The sequence below is a fragment of the Staphylococcus sp. 510 genome (assembly GCF_057219715.1).
This window is the reverse complement of sequence record NZ_JBXVVK010000011.1, coordinates 38,463-56,954: the sequence shown is the minus strand read 5'-3', so window position 1 is coordinate 56,954 and position 18,492 is coordinate 38,463. Positions and strand designations below refer to the sequence as shown.

Genomic DNA, 18,492 nt, shown 5'->3' with positions numbered 1-18,492 from the left:
TTTACTTCTATCATATAACACTTTCTCGTGATTGGTCTTATAAACGCTCATCACATTGTATTATTTGATATTCATAAAGCCATTGCCTAAGACGTCTCTTACGTCATGGATAACTAAAAAGGCTTGGTCATCATAACGATTGACAATCTTTTTAACTGTAGCAATTTGTGTCTGAGATACTACAGCATATAATATATCGGTATTATCAAGTTGATACGCACCTTTACCATCTAATAATGTCGAACCTCTGCCAGTCGCTTGGTATATTTCCGAACTGATCTCTTTATTGTGATCAGAAATAACGGTTACCGCTTTTTTAGGATTGAAACCTTCAACGACAAATGCCATTGCTTTTTCAACAATAAACAACATCACAATCGTATACAACACATTAGTCACGGGTAATACGATTAAGAATGATAATACGACAAGTGCATCTAGAATAAACAACGCTTGAGACGTTTTTACTTCGGAATATTTACTAATAATACGGGCAATAACCGATGTACCACCTAGCGTACTTCTAGAAACAATGACTAGACCTGAACCTACGCCAATAAATACACCTGCAAATACCGCATTAATAAAGTTTTCATCGATCCCCAAACTTAAAGACTTTGTTAAATCCAAGAAAATAGAACTTGCAGTAATTGTAATGACTGTATAAATGGCTGTTGTTTTACTTAAATACTTCCAACCGATAACTATTAAAAAGGCATTGATAACGAAAGACGTTAGTGCCGGTGATAAACCAAGTGTATACTTCAGTACTAAAGACATACCGATAGCGCCACCTTCACCTAAGTTTCCAGGAATAACAAAACAGTTAACTCCAAGTGCAATTAACAATGTACCTAACAAACAAAAAATAGTATTTTTAATATGATAACTACGAGAATGTTTTTCCATTTGAGCCTCCTTATTACATAAAAAATATTTAAAACTAATGCCTTTACATGTTGATAGGTGATGAAAAGTTTACATGGTGTCATCAATCTATTTAAATCACGCCTGTCCTACTTGTATGAAACGTCCTCTTTTAACAAGTTAAATATTAATGATTAACGCCATATCATACTATAATCTAAAATTTTCACACGTTTTTTATCATAACATTTATCATATCTATGCCCCAACAACTCGGGTTAAATTGATATTGATTTTTCCATAAAAAACACCCCAAATTGAATCATCAATTTGAGGTGCCTTCATCATTTCTTATTTAATCATCTATTTGGTCATACATGATAGCTAATTGTTTTTCGAATGACTGCATATCAATAAATCTACCTTGTCTATGCATTTCTTTACCATTCATAAATATTAAATCAACAGGTACTGTAAAAATAGTTAACTCTCCTGCAATTTCGGGTACTTCATTTTGATTAATAGTCGCCAATGTCACTTTTGGATACGACGTATCTAATATATCTTTCAATTGTGGTAAAACAGCATGACAAACACCACATTGTTCCCTCATTACATGTACCACTACTAAGGGTTGTGTATTAATTATTGTTTTAAATTGGGATACATCACGAATTGACTCAACCATACCATACACCCTCTTGTCTTGAAATTGGTATATATCATAAGGTATGCAGTTCTATTTCGTCAATCAACTTCCACTCTAATTTAAAATATCTTGGAAAACTTGTGGCAATTTTGTTATCTTTTGCTTTTCTAAGTCATAAAAGCCACCCGTTTGATAGCCAATACAGTGAACGTTATCCTTAGTCGCGATTTCAAATTTGAAAATCCATTTCATTTTACTTGCTTTTATCATCCAACAACGCGCTCTTGGACGATCATGTATCGTCACAGGTACTTTATAATCCACTTCTGTTTTCATTAATATAGGCGAAATACCTTGTGTTATCATTTCAGAATAATTCATATATTGATTGATAAAAATAGTACGCAAGTCTTCAAACCATTTAATAAAGACGATATTGCTCACAATCCCCATTGCATCAATATCGTAGCCATTGACTTCTATTTCAGTATCTACTACTAATTTCCCTTCAGTCGTATGCATTACTGATAACTCCTTTATATCTATACTCAATTCTATTTTACGCCATATAATCAATATTTTCATCTTTTCAAAATATTTCTTTCTATAATTAATTGTGCATTTATAGGTAAGTGTTTTTATAATTTTTCTACTATATTTTTTTGATATTAAATTATCACTCGTCATTTTGTGGTATAATAATTGTGAAATAATTCACAATATCATTGGAGGGATTTATATGAAAGCCTATAACTATGCAAAGCCTGGTGTGGCACAATTAATCGATAAGGAAAAACCTGTTATTACAGAAAGTACTGACGCCATTATTCGTATGGTCAAAACGACAATTTGCGGTACTGACTTACACATTATTAAAGGAGATACACCTGAAGTACCTGAAAATACAACACTAGGTCATGAAGGTATTGGTATTGTAGAATCAGTAGGATCTAATGTAAACAATTTTAAAGTTGGCGACAAAGTTATTGTCTCTGCCGTTTCTTCTTGTGGTAAATGCTACTATTGTAAAAAAGGAATTTATGCACATTGCGAAAACGATGGTGGATGGATTTTAGGTCATTTAATTGATGGTACACAAGCTGAATACGTTAAAGTACCATTTGCCGATAATTCTTTATATCATGCACCTCAATCATTACCTGATGAAGCACTTGTAATGCTTTCAGATATTTTACCTACTGGATATGAAATTGGTGTGTTAAAAGGAAAAGTAAAGCCTGGTAGTACAGTAGCCATTGTGGGTGCTGGACCAGTCGGATTAGCGACATTATTAACTGCTCAATTCTATTCACCTTCTAAAATTATTATGATTGACTTGGATGACAACCGTTTAGAAACTGCTAAATCATTAGGTGCTACACATACGATTAATTCAAGTAATGTTGAACAAGCGATTCAAGAAGTATACAAACTTAACCATCGTGGTGTAGATGTAGCAATCGAAGCTGTGGGTATTCCACAAACATTTGATTTATGTCAAAAACTTATTGGCGTAGATGGTACAATCGCTAATGTAGGTGTTCATGGTTTACCTGTTCAATTTGATATCGACAAATTATGGATTAAAAACATTAACGTTTCAACTGGATTAGTTTCTGGTAATACTACAGAAGAACTTTTAGAAGCACTTAAAAGTAAAATCATTCAACCAGAACAATTAGTGACACATTACAGTAAATTAAGCGATATTGAAAATGCATATGATTTATTTAGAAATGCTACAGATCATAAAGCGATTAAATTATTAATTGAAAATGATATCATAGAAGCTTAATTATTCTTATTATTTTAGATATTGAAAAATAAAGGGTCATATTATTGATTACACATTTAATCGATAATATGATCCTTTTAAATTAAAGTAAAATACTTTTTAATTTATTAAAAGAGATGATTTGCTATTATTTAAAGTAAATATATAAGTATACTAAAAACAAAGGAATTGTCGTAATAGAATTGTTTAACATATGTACCATCATGCTATCTTTAATATTTCGTCTTCTATCATAAGCGACATAAAGCACACATCCCATTAAGAAATATAATCCAAATGAGAATATATTTGTTGATAAATGTTGTGAGCTAAACACTACAGACGAAATGATTAAAGGTAACCAAAATCGGCTTTTCATAAATAAGGTTTCTTTAAAAATCCCTCGAAAAACGAGTTCTTCAAGGTAAGGGCCTATGAAACACAGACATAATATTGTTACTAATACAATAGAAAGATGAGGTAAATGACTTTTATCCATTAATGAATCGAGACTCTCATCAATCATTTTTTCATTTTTGGTTCCTGAATCACCAATAAAAATGAACATTAAAGCATTACTAGTTATGCTACAAATAATAGCTAGAATAAAGAAGGCAATATTTTTCAAGACATCTTTCATAGTCATTTTAAGATATTGGTTTTCATATGTACGAAATAAGTAATACGACCTTATTGCCCAGACAATAAATAACGCTAAACCAAGAATAAGCATACTTAAAGCGATAGTATACCAATCATTGAGTTTTAATGAAAAAGGCAGTGCAATAATAGACATGGCTGCAGGAATTTGTATCACGATTGTCAAAACAATGATAATGAATATATTCATCATTTTATTCCCATTATGTCTTACATTATCTTTCTTATTCATTTTGGAATCAATCATACTTTGAACCTCCAACAGTATTAAACATATTATGTGCTATACAATTTTATACTGCTAGTTATTAATATACATGTCAACCCTATTAAAAAAGTGCACATTTTAAAAATTTAAAATGTGCACTTATATATAGCTATTTAACTTTCATAATGCGTTGGCTTGGTTCAACACTGCTTGTCTTTTCAACTGTTAATGTTTGATCACCTAGATTAGTAATTACTAACGGTGTTACAACACTTGGTGCATGTTCTTTAAGATAAGCTAAGTTCACTTTCATTAACGGTTGTCCTTGCGTTACTTTATCATCTGCTTTAACTAAACTTTCGAAACCTTCTCCATCTAGTTTAACTGTATCAATACCGATATGAATCAATAATTCAATACCTGTATCTGATTCTAAACCAATGGCATGTTTTGTAGGGAAAATGGTTTTAACTGTACCATCGAATGGTGCTACAATTTCACCTTTTTCAGGAATAAATCCAACACCGTCGCCCATCATTTTTTCTGAAAATACTTTATCAGGTACGTCAGATAATGGAACAATTTGACCAACACCTGGTGCGTAAATTTCAGTTTCTTTAATATCTTCTACATGAACTGGTTCTTCAGAGTCTTCCTCTGTCACAGTCGTTTCACTTGGTTTAGTAATTTCACCATTCATGATTTTCGCCATATCATGTTTAATTTGGTCTGATTTTGGACCAAAAATCGCTTGCATGTTATTACCAACTTCAAGTACACCAGAAGCACCTAATGCTTTTAATCCTGGAACATCTACTTTAGCTTTATCATTTACTTCAACTCTTAAACGTGTAATACATGCGTCTAAGTGTTTGATATTATCTTTACCACCCATTGCATCTAAAACATCAAATGGTAATTTAGCGACACTTGAATCTCTGACCTCTTGCTCTTTATCTTCTCTACCTGGTGTTTTTAAGTTGAATTTACGGATTGCAAAGTCGAATAAGAAGTAATACACAACTGCGTATACGATACCAACTGGAATCACTAGTAATGCATGTGTTTTATCCCAGTTTAATAAACCGAATAATACATAGTCGATAAATCCACCTGAGAATGTCATACCAATTTTTACATCTAATAAATGCATGATTAAGAATGAAGATCCTGCTAATACGACGTGAATCGCATATAATAATGGTGCTACAAATAAGAATGAGAACTCAAGTGGTTCTGTAATCCCTGTTAAGAATGCTGTTAAACCTGCTGATAGCATTAAACCACCAACGATTTTTTTACGTTCTGGACGTGCATTTTTATAAATTGCAAATGCTGCAGCTGGTAAACCAAACATCATGAATGGATATTTACCAGTTGTAAATGTTCCTGCAGTAAATGGTACGCCATCTTTTAATTGCGCCATCCAAATACGTTGGTCACCACGTACGAGTTCTCCAGCATGATTTGTATAATGTCCAAATTCGAACCAGAATGGTGCATAGAAAATATGATGCAATCCAAATGGAATTAAAGAACGTTCTATAACCCCGAAAATAAATGTTGTTAATACTAAGTTCTTCGTTAGTAAGAAGTTAGATAAGTCATTTAATCCCGTTTGAATAGGTGGCCATATCCAACTTAATACAATACCTACAATAATTGCAGCTACTGATGTCGCAATTGGTACGAAACGTTTACCTGCGAAGAATCCTAAAAATGCTGGCAAAGTAATATTATAATACTTGTTGTAACACCATGCGGCTACAGCCCCCATGATAATACCGCCAAACACACCCGTTTGTAGGGTTGGAATACCTAATACAAGTGCATATTCAGGTTGTTTTGCTGCTTGGCTTAATTCTTTTGCGCCTTTTGCATAAGTGAAGATATCATCAATTGTAATATTTAAATATTTACCCATTGTCGCGTTCATAATTAAATATCCAACTAACGCTGCTAATGCTGCTACGCCATCTCCTCCTGCTAATCCAAGTGCTGTTCCGACTGCAAATAATAATGGTAAATTATCAAAGATAACTTGCCCTGCTGCTTCCATGATTGAAGAAATCATGACAAATACATGGTTTGTTAACCATGGTGCAATTTTGACTAACTGTTCATTATGCATTGCATTCCCAAATGCAAGTAAAATCCCAGCTGCCGGTAAAATTGCGACAGGTAGCATTAATGCTTTACCTATACGTTGCAATTGCCCAAAGAGCTTTTTAAACATGTAAAAACATTCCTCTCATATTGAAATCACTCGCATGCACATAAAAAATGGCATGAACAAACAAGACCATATTAAATGATCATCTGTTTGCTCATGCCTGCTTAACCAGTAACACGCAAATGTTATATTTAATTTAAATATAGTATACACATTTGTTTAAGCGTTTACAATAGTAATTTCAAAAAACTCAGCCAAACTATTTTGGCTGAGTTTAAGCACTTTGCTTCTATATTATAAGAAACGTTTAGTTGCTACTGAGATTGGTGGGATTTGATCTAAGTCTAAGTGTTTATCTTCAGTGATAGATCTGTATGCCCATTTACCATAACCAAGTGCTTCTGCGTTAACAATTTTACCTGGTAGTGGTGCAGCGTTAGGGTCAACATGTACGTCAACGATAGTTGGTACGTCTTGTGACATTGCTTCTTCAACAATATCATCTAAACGACTAACGTCTCTAACTGTGTAACCTTTACCGCCAGCAGCTTCAGCGAATTTAGCATGATCCATATCAGAGAAATCAATGGCATATTCTAATTCACCTGCAGCTTGTTGTTCATATTTAATGAATGCTAATTGTTTATTATTTAATACGAAAATTGTTAATGGTAAATCGTATTGAACTGCAGTTGCAAAGTCTTGCATAACCATTTGGAATGCACCGTCACCAGCGATAGCTACAGCTTGACGATTTGGGTATGCAATTTTAGATGCCATAGCACCAGGAAGTGCACAACCCATTGTACCTAACCAACTTGAGATGATGAATTTATTATTAACACCTAAGTTTAAGTAACGTGTTGACCATACAGTTGATGTACCAACATCTGCAGATACAATTGCATCTTCTTTTAAGTTGTCATTGATTGCTTTCATTAAACGTTCTGGACGTAATGGTGAATTATTGTTATTTAAGTCTTGTTCCATCCATTTATCCCAAACCGCTTTACGGTCTAATGCTTTGTCTAAGAATGGACGTTTAGCAACATGTTTAATGTTTTCAGTTAATTGTTGTAACGCAATTTTACTGTCGCCTAAGATACCAACATTGATGTCGAAACGGTGACTGATATTTTCTTCTTTAGTATCAATTTGAATCGCTTTAATATTTTTCTTAGGTAAATATTTGACGAATGGGAAGTTAGTACCAATCATGATTAATAAGTCTGCATCTTGAATTGTTTGATAAGATGCTTTAGTACCGATTTGGCCTAAGTTACCTAAATTATATGGATGATCATCAGCAATAATTGCTTTTGCTGGTAATGTGTGAATAACTGGGATTTTAGCCATTTCTACGAATTCACGTAATTCATCTTTCGCATGTTGTGCACCAACACCGAAAAGTACAACTGGTTTTTTACTTTTATTGATTAATTTAGCAGCTTTTTTGATGTTTTTGAATTTAGGTGCAATTGCTTTTGGTTTAGTTGTGTTAACTGGTTTATCAGTTGTGTCTTTAATTGGTTGAGTTAAAAGATCGTTAGGGCAGATAACAACAGCTACACCTTTTTTCTCATAAGCAGTACGGATTGCTTCGTTAACAACCTCAAATACATTGTCGCCTTTTTGAATTTGGTGATTGTAAACCGCTACATCTTCACATAACTTAGATAAGTTAGTTTCTTGGAAAGCACCTGTACCTAAAAGACTATCGTTTGTTTGACCAGAAATAATCAATTGAGGAACGCTATCCATTTTAGCGTCGTACATACCGTTTAATAAGTGAACTAAACCAGGACCACCAATACTTAATGCAACCCCAATTTTACCTGTGATTTTTGTATAACTACCAGCAGCTAAACTTGCTACTTCTTCGTGACGTACGTGGTAGAATTTGAATTGATCTCTAACTGTACGTAGAGAGTCTACTACTGCGTCGATTGAATCTCCTGGGATTCCGTATAAGTGATCGATGTCCCATGCTTGTAATGCTTTAACTAATGCTTCATTTGCTTTGATTTTTGCCATTTTTTCAAATAGCCTCCCTTTCTATTTATATGAGTTTCTTCCCTTTAATAGAACAATAAAATAAGAATTGGTATTAAAATCGAACTGATTACTGCAGTTAATATCATACCAATCGAACTAAATGCGCCTGATTCTATATCTAATTCTAGTGCTTTTGCCGTACCGAAAGCATGAGAAGCGTTACCATAGGTTAAGCCTCTCGCGATAGATGACTGAAAGCCTCCCATACGCAATAGCATTGAACCTAGAATGCTGCCTATTAACCCTGTAGCTATTATAAAGAGCACTGTAATGGTGTCTGTACCACCAAGTTCATTGGATACTTCTATCCCTACGGCTGCCGTAATAGACCTTGGTAGCATCGTTACAATGGTTTCTTTTGAATAGCCAAAGATTTTCAACGTTACGTATACTAACATAAAATTAAGTACTACACCAGTTAACACGCTCGTGAAAATCACAAATAGATATTTCTTTATCTTATGTCTATTTTGATAGAGTGGATAAGCCAAACAAACGACGGTTGCGTTTAAAATATGATTTATCCATTCCCCACCTTTCATGTAATCTTTATAGCTAACGCCAAACATAAGCAGAATAGCTATAATGAGTATCGATGAAATTAATGCAGGGTTCAAAAAAGGATTGTTGTATCGATCTTGTAGTCTTCTAGCTATGATATATACCACAATCGTAAGCAGAATCATGATAGTAGCTTGCAATATATTTGTCATAACTTATCCGTTCCTTTTCCACCATCATCTCTTTTCACTAGCGTTTCAGCAATATAACCAGAAGATAAAGCCACTAAACATGTCCCTAAAATGATAATTAAAAAGAACAGTATGTAGTTTAGTGTAATATCTGATGCTACATTCATAACGCCAACTACAGACGGGATAAAGAAAAATACCATTGTTTTTAATAGGAAGTTTGCACCTTCGTCTACCCATGATACAGGGATAATTTTAAACTGTAACAATAGATAAAACATGAGTAGACCCACAATACTACCTGCTAAAGGAATGTGTAATAAGCGCTGCACTTCGGTACCGATGTATGAAATAAGTAATATAAGAATGATTTGTACAAAAAGTTGTAGTAAATCTCTCACCTTATGCATGCGATCTATCCCTTCTAAAAAATTTGTCCAAATTGTTACAACAATTTTTTAGTGATACATGTAATTATAGTCTCCCTTGTTCTATTATTAAAATACATTTTTCGAATATTAAACATTCCTCAAATCTATGGAAGCGCTATCTTGAGCAAAATACGAAAAAAGCCCCCAATTTGACGGGGAGCTCTACTTTATATTTATCATTCGTCTTACATTCATACTAAATAATTGATAATTCATTATTCACTTATACTAAGCGTTCTCTTAAATAATCAATCCATTTATTCGCTGCATAGCTTAAACGTTTCCCTTGCTTCCAAACAATACCTAACTCCCAGTCTACATGTGCATCTTCGATTTTTAGAACACGTACATTTTCATTCATGAGTTGTGTAATAGAATAAGGTAATATAGCGATACCAAGTTGATTACTGATTAAATTTTCGATGACGTTCCACTGTGAAATTTGAGACACCATATTAGGTATAAAACCAGCGTTTTTAGCAATTTCTATAATTTTATCATTTAAATAGAAATCATCATTAAATAAAATGAAGTCCTCTTGAATTAACTCTTTCATTTTTACAGATTGGAACCGTGCTAAAGGATGCTCATGGTGGATAACTACACATAACGATTCTTTATTTAAGGAAATGGCTTCAAATCGTTGTTGATCAACAGGTAATGTTGTAATACCAAAATCCAATTCATCATTTAATAGTTGCTGTTCGATATATTTTCCGCCATTCTCCACAAAGTTGAAGGTTACATTGGGGAAATGTTGGTGGAAATCACCAATCATATTAATTAAGGATTGCATATTCATCACTGCTGAAAGCCCTATATCCATATGACCTGTTTCTAATCCATATAAACTATTGATTTCAGATGGCAAGTTTTCATAAAGTGCAATGATTTCTTTACATTTATTAAAGAAGATTTGGCCTGCATCTGTTAATATAAGTTGCCTCTTCTCCCTATCAAACAATGGTACTGCCATCTCACCTTCAATATCTTTGATTGCTTTACTAATAGTAGGTTGAGCTATGAATAAAGACTTCGATGCATTAGTCATACCGCCTTGCCTCACAACTTCAACAAAATATTTCATATGTTTAATATCCACGCAACTCACCCATTCAAAAATGTATTTCTTTTATTATACATTATCACTTTGTTTTATATGTATGAAACATCAGTATACGATTGATTGTAGTTTTGTATATTTTTATTTACACATTATGCATTGTCACTTTGCTAACTGTGTTATAATTTAGTCTGGCTCAAATTGATTATTCGAGGTGAGGTATTGAGCTTTTACGAATTTATGCAAAATTTTCTTGGTGATGACACACCATTAGGCGAATTGGTTGATTGGATTAATCAAGATAACAATTTTCCTAGACAAGTGAAGAGCCAAAGTGAAATATTGTCATATTTTCGAACTAATCCGTGTCCCGAAGACTTATCAATGACGATTGTTAAAAGAGCATTGTCAGTCTTCAACCAATTCACTAATGTATGATCTATGTTAATTGTTATTTAGCATTCATCTAACATAATGAATACATGGAGTCTATCATCTCGAAAACGTCTTAAATGACGTCGAACGCTGCTAATAAAGTTTCGTACTTTATTGGCAGTTTTTTATTTTTTAACCTAATGTAAAATAATGCAAATTGCATGCAAATATAAATATTATTACAAATAACCTATTTTTATTTCAGTAGCGTTACAGTTACTTGTATAATTCGTTTCTAATGTTGTATTCTATCTTTTTTACATCTATTATGAATACGGTTACTAAATAAAAAAAACGATTTTTGGGAGAAAAAAATGAAACTAAAACAATTACTATCTCGTGTCATAATCGCTACTGGAATCTTGTTAACTGGGACTATTGCTTATCAAACAGCTGAACAGACACACGTGTCAGAAGCAGCTTCATATAAAAATTATTACAATAAAGGTCAATGTACATGGTGGGCCTATCAACGACGTGCTCAATTAGGTAAACCTGTTTCTAATCGATGGGGAAATGCGAAAAATTGGTATTACAACGCAAGACGTTCTGGATATGCTACTGGTCATACACCTAGACGATATGCTGTTATGCAATCAACAGCAGGTTATTACGGACATGTTGCCGTAGTAGAAAGAATATATAATAACGGCAATATCAAAATATCAGAATACAATTATAATCGTCCATATGGATATGGGACGCGAATTATAAGTAAAGCATCTGCTCGTAATTATAACTACATTTATTAAAGACATTAAAAAGGACATTGTTACTGCAATTGTGATTGCAAACAATGTCCTTTTTTATACTTATTTATCTTGTCTTATTTGTTCTAAAATAGCTTTTGCCTTTGCTGAATTGGCTTTGTCTTCTTGTTTAAGCGCATCTGCTACTTGTGCAATTTCATCACCTTTTGCACCTACGATAATAGCTAATGATTTATACTGCAAACTCATATGACCTTGTTGTATCCCTTCTGATACAAGAGCTCTACATGCTGAGAAGTTTTGTGCTAAACCAACTGCTGCCACAACATGCCCTAATTCTTGTGCAGATTTAACATTCAATAAATCAAGTGATGCTTTAGCAATTGGTAATACTTTCGTACCTCCACCCACTATTGCAAGTGTCATTGGTACTTCAATTGTGCCGATAAGACGTTGACGTTCTTGATCATATGTCCAAGTCGCAATGCCTCTATATTGTCCGTCTCGACTTGCATATGCGTGTGCACTCGCCTCTGCGCCACGTGTATCATTACCAGTCGCTAAAACGACAGCATGAATACCGTTCATCACACCCTTATTATGTGTTGCTGCTCTGTGGATATCTACTTGTGCTAATACTGAAGCACGTTCCATTCTACGTGCGACCGCTTCACCATCACGTCCACCTTTATTAAGATCTTTGATGTCTATTTCTCCTTGTATCTTAACTACTGAGGCAGTTGCATGATTTGATAATATACTCATTAATACATCTTCATCTGGGAATTCATTTTTCAGATGTGCTGTAATGGCTTCTAAAATGGTATTTAACATATTAGCACCCATCGCATCTTTAGTATCGACATAAACTTTAAGCGATAACAATTGCTGATCTGGGAATGAATCTATTTCAATCTTTTGATAACCGCCACCTCTTGCTTTAATAGATGGATAAGCTTCATCAGCTATTTGATGGATTTGATCTTCTTTATCTTGAATCGCTTGTGATAGACTTTCCGTATCAGTCACGCCATCAAATACAATTTGTCCGATCATTAATCGTTGACTAGAAACTGTTTTAAATCCACCGGTATTGTTTACTAATTTAGCCCCATAACTTGCAGCAGCTACTACGGATGGTTCTTCTACCATCATTGGTACCACATAAGATTGATCATCAACTATAATTTCAGGTAATAATCCCACCGGTAAAGTACCTTGTCCAATTACATTTTCTATTAAACTATTTGCAACATCTTCATCTATCAGTGGATGATTTAAAAGAATGTCATGATTATCACTAGATAACCAACCATATGATTCTAATTGCTCTAATTTATCTTCTCGTGAAAGATGACGGAACCCTTTGTCTAATTTTTTCATTTATGTTTCTCCTTTATTTAACATTTTTTAGTTATCATCGTTATTCGCAATCAAACGTGTATGCTTTAATCTAAAATTTAAAATATTTCCATAAAAGCGTAATCGTCTTGTAGATGATACTACCTATATGTCTCCTCAATCTTATAAAACATTCTAAAATTTTTAAATTATAACAACATTGCTCGCTATGTTTTTTAAATTCAACTTGATTCAAAAAGCTATTTAAAGCAATTATTAAAACGCTTACATAACTGTTATACATTAAGAGTAAAATCTGTTATATTCATTGTATATCACTAAATGATTTTGGTATGATACTAATGCTACTTTTAAAACTGAAAGGATGTACGCCTTATGAACATAGGTATAGATAAAATTAACTTTTATGTACCCAAATTTTATGTAGACATGGCAAAGCTTGCAGAAGCACGCCAAGTTGACCCAAATAAATTTTTAATTGGTATTGGCCAAACTGAAATGGCTGTAAGTCCAGTCAATCAAGACATCGTATCAATGGGAGCAAATGCTGCTAAAGATATTATAACAGACGAAGATAAAAAGAAAATCGGTATGGTTATTGTTGCAACTGAATCTGCAATTGATTCTGCTAAAGCCGCAGCCGTTCAATTGCATCGTTTACTAGGAATTCAACCTTTTGCACGTTGCTTTGAGATGAAAGAAGCATGTTATGCTGCAACACCTGCCATTCAATTAGCTAAAGATTACCTTGCTAATCGTCCAGAAGAAAAGGTATTAGTTATTGCAAGTGATACTGCACGTTACGGCTTACAATCTGGTGGAGAGCCTACACAAGGTGCTGGTGCCGTAGCAATGATGATTTCACACAATCCTAGCATCTTACAACTTAATGATGATGCTGTCGCTTACACAGAAGATGTATATGATTTCTGGAGACCAACAGGCCATGCTTATCCATTAGTTGATGGTGCATTATCTAAAGATGCCTATATACGCTCATTCCAACATAGTTGGAACGAATATGCTAAACGTGAAAATAAATCATTAGCTGATTTCGAATCATTATGTTTCCATGTGCCATTTACAAAAATGGGTAAAAAAGCATTAGAATCAATTATTGATGACGCTGATGAAACAACGCAAGAACGTCTAAGAGCAGGTTATGAAGATGCGGTTTATTACAATCGTTATGTAGGTAATATTTACACTGGTTCATTATATTTAAGTCTTATTTCATTATTAGAAAATCATGAACTATCAAGTGGACAAACAATCGGACTATTTAGTTACGGTTCAGGTTCTGTCGGCGAATTCTTTAGTGCTAATGTTGTTGATGGTTATCAAAATCACTTAGATATCGAAAGTCATCAATCTGCGTTAAAACAACGTCAAGAAGTGTCAGTTGAAGACTACGAAACATTCTTTAAACGTTTTGACGAATTAGAATTTGATGAACAACAAGATAAAGTTGAAAATGATCAATCCATCTTCTATTTAAAAGCAATTAATGACAATATTCGTGAATACCACGTTCCAAAATAAACTTTATCAGAAATTGCATTTCTCAGTATGAATATAAACAAGCCTAGATGTATCGGACCATCATCATTGATGTCCACATCTAGGCTTTTTATTATGGCTTTGTTGTGTGTTTCGGTGTAAATAAATGCGTCATGTCTATATTTTCTATTTCTAATAATTTGATTTTATTAGGCAATGTCCCACCATACCCTGTCAAGCTACCATTTTTTCCAACTACCCGATGACATGGGATAATAATTGATATCGGATTACTACCTACCGCACCACCTACTGCTTGTGCTGACATCTTATCTTTATTCATTTTCTGAGCAATACATTGAGCTATATCACCATAAGTCGTTAATTTACCGTATTCTATTTGGTTCAACTCTTCCCACACATATTGTTGAAATGTTGTTCCTGATGGTTGAATAGGAATAGTTTCTTGTGGACGTTCTCCTTTAAAATACGTATCTAGCCAGGATCTTGTTTGTTTAAATATTGGTAACGATGCTTTGTTTTCTCTTTCAGTTGGTTGTTGTTGATTACTAAATAATAATTGAGTTAAATATTGACCATCACTGACCAATTCTAATTGGCCAACTGGTGATTGATAAAAGCAATTATATTCCATTATGATCACTCCAAATTCGTCTATTTCTATTTCAAGTTGTTTGAAAATGACTACCATTATATAATCAATTGGGGGTGATGATTGTGAAAAAGCATCCTAATGATGTCGATTTACATTTCAATACAAATAACCAACTTAATAGCAAAGCCACAGAAGCACATGCGAATCAAATCACTAACTTTTATAAAGCAATTTATCAAGTTAATGATATCGTATTAGGACTTGTCTTTTTAGTTGGTAGTTTCTTATTTTTTAGCGATAAAACCGTAACAATTGGAACAGTTCTCTTTGTTATCGGTAGTATACAAATGACGATAAGACCTGTCATCTCTTTCGTCCATGATTTGAAACTCGCCAACTTTTATCATAAACAATATTTAAAAGACTTGAATCAAAATACTAACAATAAAGACTAAAGGCTCTGTCACCTTTAGTCTTTATTCATTCAATCGCTTGATATTCTGAATACTACTAATTATTGAAAATTGTATAACTTCATATTTTCTTGTTTCGCATATTCTAATGCTAAAATTTCTAAAATATTAATAAATGCCGGTTCATCTTTGACCTTGATATATTGAAATGTTAACCCGTATTCTTCTGCAGTTACACCTTTTAAATCTGATGTATCTTTTTTCTTACTTTTAGCAAGCTCTCGTCTAAATTTAGTTGTACCACTATCAGATTTAGAATTATATTGAGCTAATTTGCTATTTAAATCCTTTTGAATCGGCTTATACCCAGTTGAATAACCACCCGTTTGGCCGACAAAGACAGGTTTTTTATTATCAAATATCACATATACACCAAACTGATTCTCGACTTTTTCTCTATCTTCTTTCGTGAATGACAATGCCTCTTTCTTATCATATTTAAATAATTTCTTTAACTTCTTCTCATTGTCTTCTAATAACTGATTTAATTTCTTACTACCTTTCATGATTAAAATCCCCCAATAGTTTTTTATTTTTCTGCTTATTGACTATATATCACTATTTAAAAGTTTTAATCATTTTTCTAGTAAATTAATATTTCATCAATCATTTCTTAATATATTAAAAATCAGATATCGAACTTTTTTCATTTAAAAATTTTACTGTGGGTACTTTTAATTTGATCATCGCAATGACATTTAGAACTACATGAGCCGCATTGTCCAGACTTGGATTGTTTAAAATATTTGATTAATACATAAGCTGTATAGCCAAATATTGCTAAAAATATCAAAATATTAATAATTATTGACATCATGCCACTTCCTTAAACGATTAATCTAGCAATTTGATAAAATGCTAGTGCTAAAATATAAGCTGTTGCTAATGGGTAAATCATTGAAAATAAAGTCCATTTGATTGAATATGTTTCTTTACGAATCGTTGCTACTGTTGATAGGCATGGAATATATAATAATATAAAAATCATAAATGCATATGCTGATAAAGGTGTGAATTGTTGTTGTAAAACATGTACAAGACCACCTTCACTTGATGAATAAATGATTGCCATTGAACTAACAATGACTTCTTTAGCTAAAAATCCTGGAACGAGAGTTGCACCTGCTTGCCAAGTACCAAATCCTAATGGATGCAGTACAGTTGCTACAATTGAGCCAACGATGTGCAAGAAACTTTGGTCGATACTCACATTAAACCCACCCGGTCCTGCATAACTTAGAAGCCAAATTACGACCGATCCGCCAAATATAAAGGTACCTGCTTTTTTAACAAAGCCTTTTGCTTTTTCCCATGTACTTCTCCATAATGTTTTGATTGATGGAATTCGATACGTAGGTAACTCTATGATAAATAACGAATGCTTATTTTTAAGCACAGTCTTAGTTAAAATAGTACTTGCAATGAGTGCAATGACAATGCCCAAGACATATAGACTGAGCACCACTAAAGATTGGTGTTCTTTAAAGAAGACACCTACAAACAAAGCATAGACGGGTAATCTTGCTGAACACGACATAAATGGTGCAATTAATATTGTCGATAGTCTTTCTTTCTCATTCTCAATGCTACGTGCAGCCATAATACTAGGCACATTACATCCAAACCCAATGATCATCGGTATAAACGCTTTACCACTTAATCCAAAATGTTCCATTAACTTATCCATTAACACAGCGATTCTAGCCATATACCCTGAATCTTCAAGCAGTGAAATAAAGAAGAATAATACGATAATTTGTGGTACAAAGACAAGTACTGACCCCACACCTGCAATGATTCCATCTGTAATTAAATCTTGTAAAAATGGTACAACACCAATTTGATGCATGCCTGATTTAACCCAATCAGTTAAGGTGCCTCCAATAAAACCATCTAATTGATCAGATAATGGCGTTCCAATCCAAGTAAAAGTAATTTGAAATATCAACCACATAATCCCCAGAAAAATAGGCATTCCGATATATTTGTTGATTAATATTTTATCTAATTTTGATGAAAAGAATTGCTTTTCTTCATCTGGATATGTCACGACGTCTGTTAATATTTGTTCTATATAATGATTACGTTTTTGTTCTATATCATCACGGATGGATAAAGTGAGTTGTTGTGAAAGTTCTGATTTAATAGGTTCTAATTGTTGAATCAATGTCTGATTTAACGTTTGACAAATTTGTGCATTGTCTAACAAATATTGAATCGCGATAAAACGCATTTGCTGCGACGTATAATGAGTACTGTGTTTTAAACACGTACAAATCGCTTTGATAGCTTTTTCTACTTCTGTTCCATAGTTCAATTTGAAGTGTGGCACATGAGCTTGATCTAAATATTGTAACTCTTCAAGCATATGCGCTGTGCCCTTACCATTACGTGCAATCACGGGTAATACCGGCACTCTTAGGCGACGCATTAGTTTGTCATGATCAATCATAATACCTCGTTTAGCAGATACATCGATCATATTTAAACCAATCATCATTGGCACATTCAGTTCTAATAATTGAATGGTTAGCTGCAAGTTTCTCTTAAGTTGGCTCGCATCTATAATGTTAATCATTCCTGTATAATCATGTTGTAATAAATACTTTGTCACAACTGTTTCATCTTTAGAAATTGGAGATAAATCATATGTCCCAGGTAGATCAACGAGAGTTCCTAATTCTTGCTTTAATTGTCCAACTTTCTTTTCAACAGTGACACCGCTCCAGTTACCTACATATTCATAAGATCCTGTTAAATTATTAAAGAGAGATGTTTTGCCGACATTGGGATTACCTAAAATACAATAGCTTTGACTCATAAA

At 33.3% G+C, this 18,492-nt stretch carries 19 protein-coding genes; 5 read left to right on the top strand and 14 right to left on the bottom strand.

The window, feature by feature from the left end; all coding sequences use genetic code 11:
* Positions 1–60 precede the first annotated feature (60 nt).
* The 3 genes from AC2D8K_RS09425 to AC2D8K_RS09415 form a co-directional block, all read right to left on the bottom strand.
* Entirely contained in the window at positions 61–909 is an 849-nt protein-coding gene (locus AC2D8K_RS09425; protein ID WP_002450123.1) for a YitT family protein, read from the bottom strand.
* 313 nt (positions 910–1,222) lie between these two features.
* On the bottom strand, positions 1,223–1,555 hold the full coding sequence (locus AC2D8K_RS09420; protein ID WP_002450124.1) for a thioredoxin family protein: 333 nt from the start codon (positions 1,553–1,555) through the stop codon (positions 1,223–1,225).
* 75 nt (positions 1,556–1,630) lie between these two features.
* A complete protein-coding gene (locus tag AC2D8K_RS09415; protein WP_484698549.1) occupies positions 1,631–2,038 on the bottom strand; it encodes an acyl-CoA thioesterase in 408 nt (135 codons plus the stop codon).
* A gap of 217 nt (positions 2,039–2,255) precedes the next feature.
* Between AC2D8K_RS09415 and AC2D8K_RS09410 the strand changes: the two genes are divergently transcribed.
* Positions 2,256–3,311 carry a zinc-dependent alcohol dehydrogenase family protein gene (locus AC2D8K_RS09410; protein ID WP_002450126.1) on the top strand — a complete coding sequence of 352 codons (1,056 nt, stop codon included), beginning with the start codon at positions 2,256–2,258 and terminating at the stop codon, positions 3,309–3,311.
* A 127-nt stretch (positions 3,312–3,438) separates the two neighbouring features.
* On the opposite strand, the gene AC2D8K_RS09405 is transcribed toward AC2D8K_RS09410, so the two are convergent.
* From AC2D8K_RS09405 to cidR, 6 genes are all read right to left on the bottom strand, one after another.
* On the bottom strand, positions 3,439–4,197 hold the full coding sequence (locus AC2D8K_RS09405) for a CPBP family intramembrane glutamic endopeptidase (RefSeq protein WP_002450127.1): 759 nt from the start codon (positions 4,195–4,197) through the stop codon (positions 3,439–3,441).
* Between the two features lie 130 nt (positions 4,198–4,327).
* Positions 4,328–6,394: a glucose-specific PTS transporter subunit IIBC gene (ptsG, locus tag AC2D8K_RS09400; RefSeq protein ID WP_002450128.1), complete on the bottom strand. Its 2,067-nt coding sequence runs from the start codon at positions 6,392–6,394 to the stop codon at positions 4,328–4,330.
* A gap of 231 nt (positions 6,395–6,625) precedes the next feature.
* Positions 6,626–8,365, bottom strand: a complete 1,740-nt coding sequence (locus AC2D8K_RS09395) for a pyruvate oxidase (protein WP_002450129.1) — start codon at positions 8,363–8,365, stop codon at positions 6,626–6,628.
* 44 nt (positions 8,366–8,409) lie between these two features.
* Positions 8,410–9,099 (bottom strand): LrgB family protein, encoded by a 690-nt coding sequence (locus AC2D8K_RS09390; protein WP_124228157.1) that lies wholly within the window; start codon positions 9,097–9,099, stop codon positions 8,410–8,412.
* Positions 9,096–9,488 carry a CidA/LrgA family protein gene (locus AC2D8K_RS09385; protein WP_002450131.1) on the bottom strand — a complete coding sequence of 131 codons (393 nt, stop codon included), beginning with the start codon at positions 9,486–9,488 and terminating at the stop codon, positions 9,096–9,098. The genes AC2D8K_RS09390 and AC2D8K_RS09385 overlap by 4 nt, the downstream gene beginning before the upstream one ends.
* 244 nt (positions 9,489–9,732) lie before the next feature.
* Positions 9,733–10,611 carry a cidABC operon transcriptional activator CidR gene (gene cidR, locus AC2D8K_RS09380; RefSeq protein ID WP_002450132.1) on the bottom strand — a complete coding sequence of 293 codons (879 nt, stop codon included), beginning with the start codon at positions 10,609–10,611 and terminating at the stop codon, positions 9,733–9,735.
* Positions 10,612–10,794: 183 nt separating this feature from the next.
* On the opposite strand from cidR, the gene AC2D8K_RS09375 reads away from it, so the two are divergent.
* On the top strand, positions 10,795–11,010 hold the full coding sequence (locus AC2D8K_RS09375; protein ID WP_002450133.1) for a sterile alpha motif-like domain-containing protein: 216 nt from the start codon (positions 10,795–10,797) through the stop codon (positions 11,008–11,010).
* A 311-nt stretch (positions 11,011–11,321) separates the two neighbouring features.
* Positions 11,322–11,759: a CHAP domain-containing protein gene (locus AC2D8K_RS09370; RefSeq protein ID WP_002450134.1), complete on the top strand. Its 438-nt coding sequence runs from the start codon at positions 11,322–11,324 to the stop codon at positions 11,757–11,759.
* Between the two features lie 60 nt (positions 11,760–11,819).
* On the opposite strand, the gene AC2D8K_RS09365 is transcribed toward AC2D8K_RS09370, so the two are convergent.
* A complete protein-coding gene (locus AC2D8K_RS09365) occupies positions 11,820–13,100 on the bottom strand; it encodes a hydroxymethylglutaryl-CoA reductase, degradative (RefSeq protein ID WP_002450135.1) in 1,281 nt (426 codons plus the stop codon).
* 354 nt (positions 13,101–13,454) lie between these two features.
* On the opposite strand from AC2D8K_RS09365, the gene AC2D8K_RS09360 reads away from it, so the two are divergent.
* Positions 13,455–14,621, top strand: coding sequence for a hydroxymethylglutaryl-CoA synthase (locus AC2D8K_RS09360; RefSeq protein ID WP_002450136.1), 1,167 nt, complete (start codon positions 13,455–13,457; stop codon positions 14,619–14,621).
* 91 nt (positions 14,622–14,712) lie between these two features.
* On the opposite strand, the gene AC2D8K_RS09355 is transcribed toward AC2D8K_RS09360, so the two are convergent.
* Positions 14,713–15,234, bottom strand: a complete 522-nt coding sequence (locus AC2D8K_RS09355; protein WP_002450137.1) for a methylated-DNA--[protein]-cysteine S-methyltransferase — start codon at positions 15,232–15,234, stop codon at positions 14,713–14,715.
* 77 nt (positions 15,235–15,311) lie between these two features.
* On the opposite strand from AC2D8K_RS09355, the gene AC2D8K_RS09350 reads away from it, so the two are divergent.
* Positions 15,312–15,650 carry a YrhK family protein gene (locus AC2D8K_RS09350; protein WP_002450138.1) on the top strand — a complete coding sequence of 113 codons (339 nt, stop codon included), beginning with the start codon at positions 15,312–15,314 and terminating at the stop codon, positions 15,648–15,650.
* A 59-nt stretch (positions 15,651–15,709) separates the two neighbouring features.
* Here AC2D8K_RS09350 and AC2D8K_RS09345 read toward each other — a convergent pair whose 3' ends face one another.
* The 3 genes from AC2D8K_RS09345 to feoB form a co-directional block, all read right to left on the bottom strand.
* Positions 15,710–16,174 (bottom strand): hypothetical protein, encoded by a 465-nt coding sequence (locus tag AC2D8K_RS09345; protein WP_002450139.1) that lies wholly within the window; start codon positions 16,172–16,174, stop codon positions 15,710–15,712.
* A gap of 140 nt (positions 16,175–16,314) precedes the next feature.
* Entirely contained in the window at positions 16,315–16,482 is a 168-nt protein-coding gene (locus tag AC2D8K_RS09340) for a FeoB-associated Cys-rich membrane protein (RefSeq protein WP_049423994.1), read from the bottom strand.
* 12 nt (positions 16,483–16,494) lie between these two features.
* On the bottom strand, positions 16,495–18,489 hold the full coding sequence (feoB, locus tag AC2D8K_RS09335; RefSeq protein ID WP_124228155.1) for a ferrous iron transport protein B: 1,995 nt from the start codon (positions 18,487–18,489) through the stop codon (positions 16,495–16,497).
* Positions 18,490–18,492: the final 3 nt, after the last annotated feature.